This window comes from Simiduia sp. 21SJ11W-1 (assembly GCF_024138675.1).
In the GTDB taxonomy this organism is placed as follows: Bacteria; Pseudomonadota; Gammaproteobacteria; order Pseudomonadales; family Cellvibrionaceae; genus Simiduia.
Genome location: NZ_CP090959.1, coordinates 1,500,091 through 1,508,208 on the forward strand (window position 1 = coordinate 1,500,091; position 8,118 = coordinate 1,508,208).

Sequence of the window (8,118 nt, forward strand, 5' to 3'; positions counted from 1 at the left end):
CAGGAAATTAACGGAATGGTTATGTTACGAAGAACAAAAATTGTCTCTACCCTTGGCCCGGCCACCGACGACCCGGCAGTACTTGAAAAGCTTATTGTTGCCGGCGTAGATGTAGTGCGGCTGAACTTTTCTCACGGTCAGCCAGAAGATCACCAGCAGCGCGCAGACTTGGTGCGCGAGTTTGCCGCAAAACACAATCGCCATGTGGCGGTGTTGGGTGACCTGCAAGGCCCGAAAATTCGCATTGCACGCTTTAAAGACGGCAAAATCGAGCTGCAAAAAGGCGACAAGTTCTTTTTGGATGCGGAGTTGGATTCCAATGCCGGCAGCCAAGAAGGCGTAGGTATTGACTATAAAGAGCTGCCTGCCGATTCGCGCTCTGGCGATGTATTGTTGTTGGATGACGGGCGTGTGGTGTTTGAAGTGGACCAGGTTGTGGGTTCGCGCATCCTGTGCACCGTTTCCGTTGGTGGTGTGCTTTCTAACAACAAGGGCATTAACCGCCAGGGTGGTGGTTTGTCTGCGCCTGCGCTGACTGAAAAAGACCATCGCGATATCGAATTGGCTGCAAAAATTGGTGTTGATTACCTCGCGGTATCTTTCCCCCGCAAGGCCAGCGACATCCACCGGGCCCGTGATTTACTGGTGCGCGCCGGCGGCAATGCCCGCATTGTGGCGAAAATTGAGCGTGCTGAAACTGTTAACGATACCGATTGCCTAGACGACATCATCTGCGCATCAGATGCAGTTATGGTTGCCCGGGGTGATTTGGGTGTTGAAATTGGCGATGCCGCGTTAATTGGCGTTCAGAAAGATTTGATCTCACGTGCTCGCAAGCTCAACAAGGTGGTTATTACAGCCACCCAGATGATGGAATCCATGATCAACAGCCCGCTGCCAACGCGTGCGGAAGTGTTTGATGTGGCTAACGCCGTGCTTGATGGTACCGATGCGGTGATGTTGTCTGCTGAAACGGCCGCGGGTAAGTACCCCATTGAAACCGTTGAAGCCATGACCCGCGTAATTTTAGGTGCGGAAACCCACCCCAAAGCCGTCTCATCGGTGGACTCCTTTGATGTGAATCTGGCATCGGTGGATCAGGCCATCGCCATCTCGGCAATGTTCGCGGCCAGCCGCATGCAGGGTGTAAAAGCCATCATCTGTATGACGGAGTCTGGCAGCACACCTCTGTTGATGTCGCGTATTCGCAGCGGTTTGCCAATTTTTGCCTTTAGCCGTCAGCCGGAAACCCAGGCGCGTGTTGCGCTGTTCCGCGGTGTGCACACCATCCCGTTCGATAACGAAGAAATTCCCAGCGAGCAGGTGAACCAAAGTGCCGTGGATGAGCTGAAGAGCCGCGGCATTGTGACTGATGGTGATCTGGTGGTAATTACCAAGGGCGATTTTATGAACGTTCTGGGTGGTACCAATACCATGAAAATTGTACGGGTTGGGCAGGCTGTTAAATAATTAGCCCTCAGTACACACCGCACCCGCAATGTGGCGGGTGCGTATTTTTCATGCAACACAACGGGTAGGGAATTGCGTGGCGAAAGCAACCATTGACGATGTGGCAGCACTGGCTGGTGTATCTATCAAAACCGTGTCGCGCGTGGTTAACCGTGAGCCCAATGTTCGCCCGGCCACCCGAGACAAGGTGCAGCAGGCCATTGATAAGCTGGGTTATCACCCAAGCCAGTCGGCACGAAGCCTTGCCAGCAATCGCTCTTTCCTGATTGCATTGCTTTACGATAACCCCTCGGCAAGTTACGTACTCGATGTACAAAGCGGTATTTTGGCAGAGTGCCGGCCGGCGGGTTACGACCTGCTTATTCACCCCTGTGATAACGCCGATGCCGAGCTGGAAAGCCAGGTTGCCAATTTTGTGCGGCAGTCTCGTGTGGATGGTGTGGTTTTAACACCGCCTTTATCTGATCACGAAAACCTGGTGCGCAGGCTTATGGAAATGCATATACCGGTGGTGGTTATCGCACCGGCCGAAGATGGCATTCCCTGCTCAAGCGTGATGACCAACGATGAAGAAGCCGCCTTCGCCATGACCACGCGCCTAGTGGAAAAGGGTCACAAGCGCATTGGCTATATTCTGGGGCACCCGGAGCATCGGGCCATGGGTAATCGGTACCAGGGTTATCGCAAGGCGTTAATGTACCAAGGCATACCGGTGGATCCTAAGCTTGTGGTGCAGGGTATGAACAGCTTTGAATCCGGCTATTATGCGGCGGAAAAATTGTTGCTCATGGCTAACCCGCCATCGGCAATTTTTGCCTCAAATGATGATATGGCGGCCGGGGCCATAAAGCTTGCCCACAAACTCGGGCGCAAAATTCCTTCTGAAGTGGCCGTGGCGGGGTTTGACGATATTCCTGCTGCCGAACAAATCTGGCCGGGCCTTACCACAGTGCGCCAGCCCATTATGGCCATGGCCCAGCAGGCCGCCCAATTACTGTTGCTGCAGCTGAAATCTGCTGACGCCCCCGTTCAGCACCAGCGTGTGAAATCTACGCTAATCCAGCGCGAATCTGTGTAGGTTTACAGCAGCTCGCTGTCGTCCAAAAAGTTATCTTCTTGTTGTTGCAGGTGCGAACGCAGGCGCTCGCGGTCTAGCAGTTTTTGCTGCACGATGTTGGGCAGATCGGTAAACAGAATAATGTTTTTATTAATCAGCAGGTGAATTAAATCCTCGGTTACCCGGGCAATGTCTTGATCTGATTCGGCCAGAGCGCGCTTGTAGGCATCGGGAGTGGGCAGGGTGGATTTGGCTAAAAACTGCTCAACATCCGGGTGTTCACTGGCCAGTTGCTCGCTGGCCTCTTCAGCTGTGGCGTGCAGGCTCACAATGTGGCCATGGGCATTGCGCTTAACGTAGGGCATGTGTTGACCTATAAGGGGGCTTCATAGACTATGCTGGGTTAACGTGTACACATGAGCATAGCAATGAATTCAGAGGCCTTGGTAAATCCGAACCCTGACATTAGCACCCAGCATCAAGATCCGCTGCTCGATTGTTTGCTGGCGCTGGCCAAACGCGAGCACCACCAATGCTCCGCCACCTCCCTGATTGCCGGTTTACCCCTGGTAGATAACTGCCTTACACCTGAGCTGTTTGTGCGCGCTGCGCGCCGGGCGGGGCTCTCTGCCAAAGTTGTGCAGCGCAGCCTAGCCGACATCCCCTCTCTGGTACTGCCGGTAGTGCTTTTGCTTGAGAACAATCAAGCGGTAATCTTGCTTGAGCGCAAGCCCAACGGTGATCTGCTGTTACTCGATAGCCACACAGAGGGGGAGCTGGTTACCACCGAAGAGGCCTTGGCCCAAACCTATTGCGGTTACAGCATTTATTGCAAGCCCGAGCACCGCTACGATTCGCGTACCGAAAACCTGGCCACAAATCATCAGGGCCATTGGTTTTGGCGGGTTATTGGCCGTTCCTGGCGCATCTATCGCGACGTACTGATTGCCTCGGTATTAATTAATTTATTCGCGCTGGCCAACCCCCTGTTTGTGATGAACGTGTACGACCGGGTTGTGCCTAACGATGCACTGGAAACCCTCTGGGTGCTGGCCATGGGAGTTTGCCTTGTTTACGGGTTTGACCTGGTGCTCAAGCTTTTGCGCAACTACTTTATTGAAGTGGCCGGCAAGAAGGCCGATGTTCAGCTTTCTGCATTTATTTTCGAGCGGGTGCTAGGCGCGCGCTATGAAGCACACCCGCATTCGGTAGGTGTGTTCGCCAGCCAGTTGCGGGATTTTGAGTCGATTCGCAGTTTTATCACCAGTACTACGGTAACGGCGTTTGTGGATTTGCCATTTACGTTGCTGTTTTTGCTGGTCATTGCCTACTTGGGCGGGCCGCTTGTGTGGGTGCCTATTATTGCAATTCCGCTGATTTTGGTTTTCTCGCTGGTGATGCAGCGCAAGCTGCATGTGGCGGTGGAAGAAACCTACCGATCGTCTGCACAAAAAAATGCCACCTTGGTAGAAACCCTAACCGCACTGGAAACTGTAAAACTCATTGGCGCAGAAGGAAAACTGCAGCGCTTGTGGGAAAAGTCTGTTGGCCATTTGGCGCAGTGGGGCCAGCAGGTCAGATTGCTTTCGGCAACAACAACCGTAGGTGCAGGTACCATTCAGCAGCTTGCGGCGGTTGTGTTAGTGATTGTGGGAGTGTACGAAATTGCAGATAAGTCACTCACCATGGGCGGCTTGATCGCCTGTGTGATGTTAGCTGCCAGGGCTATGGCACCCATGGCGCAGGTTGCCGGTTTAATGGTGAATTACCACCAAACCAAGGCTGCGTTAGATTCACTTGAGGAAATTGTTAACAAGCCTCAAGAGCGTGATGAGCAAAAACCCTTCGTGCAGCGCACAGATGTAAAAGGCGCTATTGCCTTCGATGGCGTGAGCTTCGCCTACCCAGAGGAAAAGCAGTGGGCGCTCAACAATGTGAGTTTTAAAATTGCACCTGGCGAGCATGTAGCCATTATTGGCCGCATCGGCTCTGGCAAAAGTACAGTGCAAAAGTTGATGACGGGCCTATACCGGCCAACAGAAGGTGCGGTGCTGGTTGATAACATTGATTTAAGCCAAATAGACCCGGCCGAGTTGCGCACCCATATAGGTTCTGTGCCGCAAGATGTCACACTCTTTTTTGGCAGCATTCGCGAAAATATTGTGTACGGTAATCCACTCGCTACCGATGCCGATTTGCTGCGCGCGGCGGATTTAAGTGGCGTATCGGAATTTGCTAACCGGCATCCACAGGGGCTGGATAGGCAGGTAGGCGAGCGTGGTGCGGCACTTTCCGGTGGCCAGCGCCAAAGTATTGCCATTGCCCGGGCTATCTTAAACGGCCCGCCCATGTATATTTTGGATGAGCCCAGCACCGCGATGGATAACAGCACAGAAGAGCGATTAAAGCGCAATTTAGCAGAGCTTACCGAGGGGCGAACCCTCGTGGTGGTGACCCATAAAACGTCACTGCTCTCGTTGGTGGAAAGAATCATCGTGCTTGATCAGGGCAGGCTAATTGCCGATGGCCCGAAAGACGCGGTACTCGAAGCATTAAAGAAAGGGCAGTTACGTGTATCAACCGCTCACTGATTGGCGCCGCTTTATTGGCGCAGAGGAAGATCCGGCAGAAAAGCCACCCTACGAAGAAGATCTCGATTACATGAGTTCTTCAGCAGCGGCGGTGCTGCAACAAACCCCCAGGGGCGGGCAGCGATTGCTGTGGGCCATTGTGGTGTTTGTGGTGTGCATGCTCGTGTGGGCCGCCTGGGCTGCGGTAGATGAGTTTACCCGCGGGGAAGGGCGTGTCATCCCCTCGCAGAAATTGCAGGTTATTCAAAACCTTGAAGGTGGCATCGTGCAGGAGATTTTCGTGCGCGAAGGGCAGGTGGTTAGCCGTAACCAACCGCTTTTGCGTATAGACGATACCCTGTTCAGCTCTTCTTTCCAGGAAACCAATGTCACCCTTGATCAGCTTACGGCCAGAGTTGCACGCCTTGAGGCCGAGGCCGCCGGTGAAGAGTTTGCACCGGAAGGCTTGCCCGGTGTCGCCCCGCAAGTGGTGGCGCAGGAGATCGCCTTGTACAGCTCCCGTAAGCTTGAGCGTCGCACGTCTGAGCAGGTAATACGAGAGCAGTTGATTCAAAAGCAGCAGGAGCTCAGTGAGCTTTTGGCGCGCGCGAATCAATTGGAGCGCAGTTATAAACTGCTGCAAACCGAATTGAACCTCACCCGCCCCTTGGTGGCAGACGGTGCGGTATCGGAAGTGGAAATGCTGCGCCTGGAGCGGCAAGCCAATGATGCGCTGGGTGAGTTAGAGGCCGCCCAACTGGCCATCCCGCGGGCCAAAGCCGCCATTGAGGAGGTTAAAGAAAAGCTGGAGGCCAGCCGCCTGATGTTTCAGTCGGAGGTGCAGAAAGAGTTGGCCGAGGCCAGTGGCGAGCTTTCGCGCCAGTTTCAATCCAGCAAGGCTGCAGAAGACAGGGTAAAGCGCACGCTTGTCCGCTCGCCGGTTGCTGGCACAGTTAAACAGATGATGGTAGATACCATCGGCGGCGTGATCCAGCCGGGTATGGATATCGTAGAGATAGTGCCAAACGAAGATAAGTTACTGGTAGAGGCACGTATCCGGCCATCAGACATCGCGTTTATAAGCCCGGGTTTACCGGCAAATGTGAAAGTAACCGCCTACGACTTCGCCATTCACGGTGGGCTACAGGGCAAGGTTGTACACATAAGCCCCGATACCATTGTGGATGAAGAGGGCAATAGCTATTACCTGGTGCGCATTGAAACCGATGTGGCCTTCCTAGGGTCTGAAACCAATCCCTTGCCGATCATTCCGGGCATGGTGGTGAGTGTGGATATTCTAACGGGCAAGAAAACCATCCTAGACTATATTCTTAAGCCCATTCTCAAGACTAAGCAGCTTGCCTTAAGAGAGCGCTAGCCTCTGCAAATAGTGGGGCATATATAACCAAATGCCCCAGCTATGCGATTAACTTCTCGTTTTTTGTCCTAAAAGTGGCGGGTTTTAACCTGTTCCTTGCCTATTCCTTCAGAGAATATAGGCTGGCACAGGAATAACCCTGCATTCTTTGTGGGCGTTAATGGTATAAATGCGCCGTTTTATAACCGCTTGGCTATAAAAAAATGCACTTTATAAAGTTTTAACTCACCGTATTTGCTTTTTCACGGTGAAAAATGTGAAATTGGTCACATTGTTGCTCATTCAAAAGAATGACGTAGACGGACCTATAGGAGCTTTAGTAGCAGATGATCGCATTTCGTTCGCTTGTAGTTGCAGGCCTTTTGTTGGGAGCCGCTAGCACTGCCCAGGCTATCTCCCTGCAAGATGCCGTTAAGCATACCCTTGAATCCCACCCGGAAATTTTGGCTGCTCGCCACGAAATAGACGCCCGCAAGGCTGAAGTAGGGCTTGCCAAGGCAGGGTTTCTGCCACGGCTGGATGCCACGGCCGGCGTGGGCTACGAAGAAAATCGTAACCCCAATACACTGGATGAAACTGTATCGATGAGCCGCAACGAGCTCTCGCTGCAGGCGCGACAAATGGTCTTTGATGGCTTTGCCACTGCTGATGAAGTTGACCGCCAGCAGGCGCGGGTAGACAGCGCAACCTTTTTAGCGCTCGCCTCTACCGAAGGGGTGACATTGCGCACTGCCGAGGTGTATTTGAACCTGTTGCGCCAGCTGGATTTAATGAAACTGGCCAAGGAAAACCTTAAGCAGCACCAGAACATTTACGACCAAATGGTACTAAGGAACCGTTCAGGGGTTGGCAGCAAGGCCGACCTCGATCAGATTTCTGCTCGCCTGGCACTGGCTAACAGTAATCTGGTTGTGGCTGAAAATAATTTGCTGGACGCCCGTACCAACTTTTACCGGGTAGTGGGTTTTTTGCCCGACACCAATGCCATGAGCATGCCAGACCAAACCTTGCCCTTGCCGCCCACCATGGAGGCAGCGGTTGGCATGGCGTTAGAGCGTCACCCCACCTTGCTTTCTGCCATGGCGGATGTGAGTGCTGCCAAAGCCCAATACGAAGCGAGTGATGCCAGTTATTGGCCGCAGTTGCAGTTAGAGGCTGATAAACGCCTGGATAACAACATTGGCGGCATTGAAGGGCGTGATGAGAATTTTGTAGTGGCGCTGCGTATGCGCTACAACCTGTTTAATGGCGGTGCCGATAAGGCGCGCCGCACGCAAACCGCCTACCTGCTGGAAGAAGCCCGTGAAGTTCGTAACAACACCCACCGCCAAGTGGTTGAAAGTATGCGTCTTTCCTGGAGCAACTATGAGGCAGTGAGCAGCCAGCTGCGCTATTTGCAAGAGCATGTGCGCGCTGCCACCTCAACGCGAAAAGCCTATCAGCAGCAATTCAACATTGGCCGACGCACTTTGCTAGATCTGTTAAACACAGAAAACGAAGTGCTTGATGCCAAGCGTTCTTTGATTGGCGCGAATTATGATCGGCTGTTTGCCCAGTACCGCATTCTAAATGCCATGGGTGATTTAACGGCCTATTTAAGCGGCGAGTAACCGCTAAACTGAACAAAGAAATTGCCGGCGCTG

6 protein-coding genes are annotated in these 8,118 nt (G+C 53.1%); 5 read left to right on the forward strand and 1 reads right to left on the reverse strand.

What is annotated here, in order from left to right:
* Positions 1-21: 21 nt before the first annotated feature.
* The gene (gene pyk, locus L1F30_RS06650; protein WP_253360915.1) at positions 22-1,470 is read left to right on the forward strand and encodes a pyruvate kinase; all 1,449 of its coding nucleotides are present in this window, start codon (positions 22-24) and stop codon (positions 1,468-1,470) included.
* A 76-nt stretch (positions 1,471-1,546) separates the two neighbouring features.
* The gene (locus L1F30_RS06655; protein ID WP_253360916.1) at positions 1,547-2,548 is read left to right on the forward strand and encodes a LacI family DNA-binding transcriptional regulator; all 1,002 of its coding nucleotides are present in this window, start codon (positions 1,547-1,549) and stop codon (positions 2,546-2,548) included.
* A 2-nt stretch (positions 2,549-2,550) separates the two neighbouring features.
* Here the strand turns inward: L1F30_RS06655 and L1F30_RS06660 are convergent, their stop codons facing one another.
* Positions 2,551-2,892, reverse strand: a complete 342-nt coding sequence (locus L1F30_RS06660) for a hypothetical protein (protein ID WP_253360917.1) — start codon at positions 2,890-2,892, stop codon at positions 2,551-2,553.
* Positions 2,893-2,943: 51 nt separating this feature from the next.
* Between L1F30_RS06660 and L1F30_RS06665 the strand changes: the two genes are divergently transcribed.
* From L1F30_RS06665 to L1F30_RS06675, 3 genes are all read left to right on the forward strand, one after another.
* On the forward strand, positions 2,944-5,118 hold the full coding sequence (locus tag L1F30_RS06665) for a type I secretion system permease/ATPase (protein ID WP_253360918.1): 2,175 nt from the start codon (positions 2,944-2,946) through the stop codon (positions 5,116-5,118).
* Entirely contained in the window at positions 5,099-6,475 is a 1,377-nt protein-coding gene (locus L1F30_RS06670; RefSeq protein ID WP_253360919.1) for an HlyD family type I secretion periplasmic adaptor subunit, read from the forward strand. Before L1F30_RS06665 ends, L1F30_RS06670 begins: the two co-directional genes overlap by 20 nt.
* 326 nt (positions 6,476-6,801) lie before the next feature.
* Positions 6,802-8,085 (forward strand): TolC family outer membrane protein, encoded by a 1,284-nt coding sequence (locus tag L1F30_RS06675; protein WP_253360920.1) that lies wholly within the window; start codon positions 6,802-6,804, stop codon positions 8,083-8,085.
* The last annotated feature ends 33 nt before the right edge of the window (positions 8,086-8,118 follow it).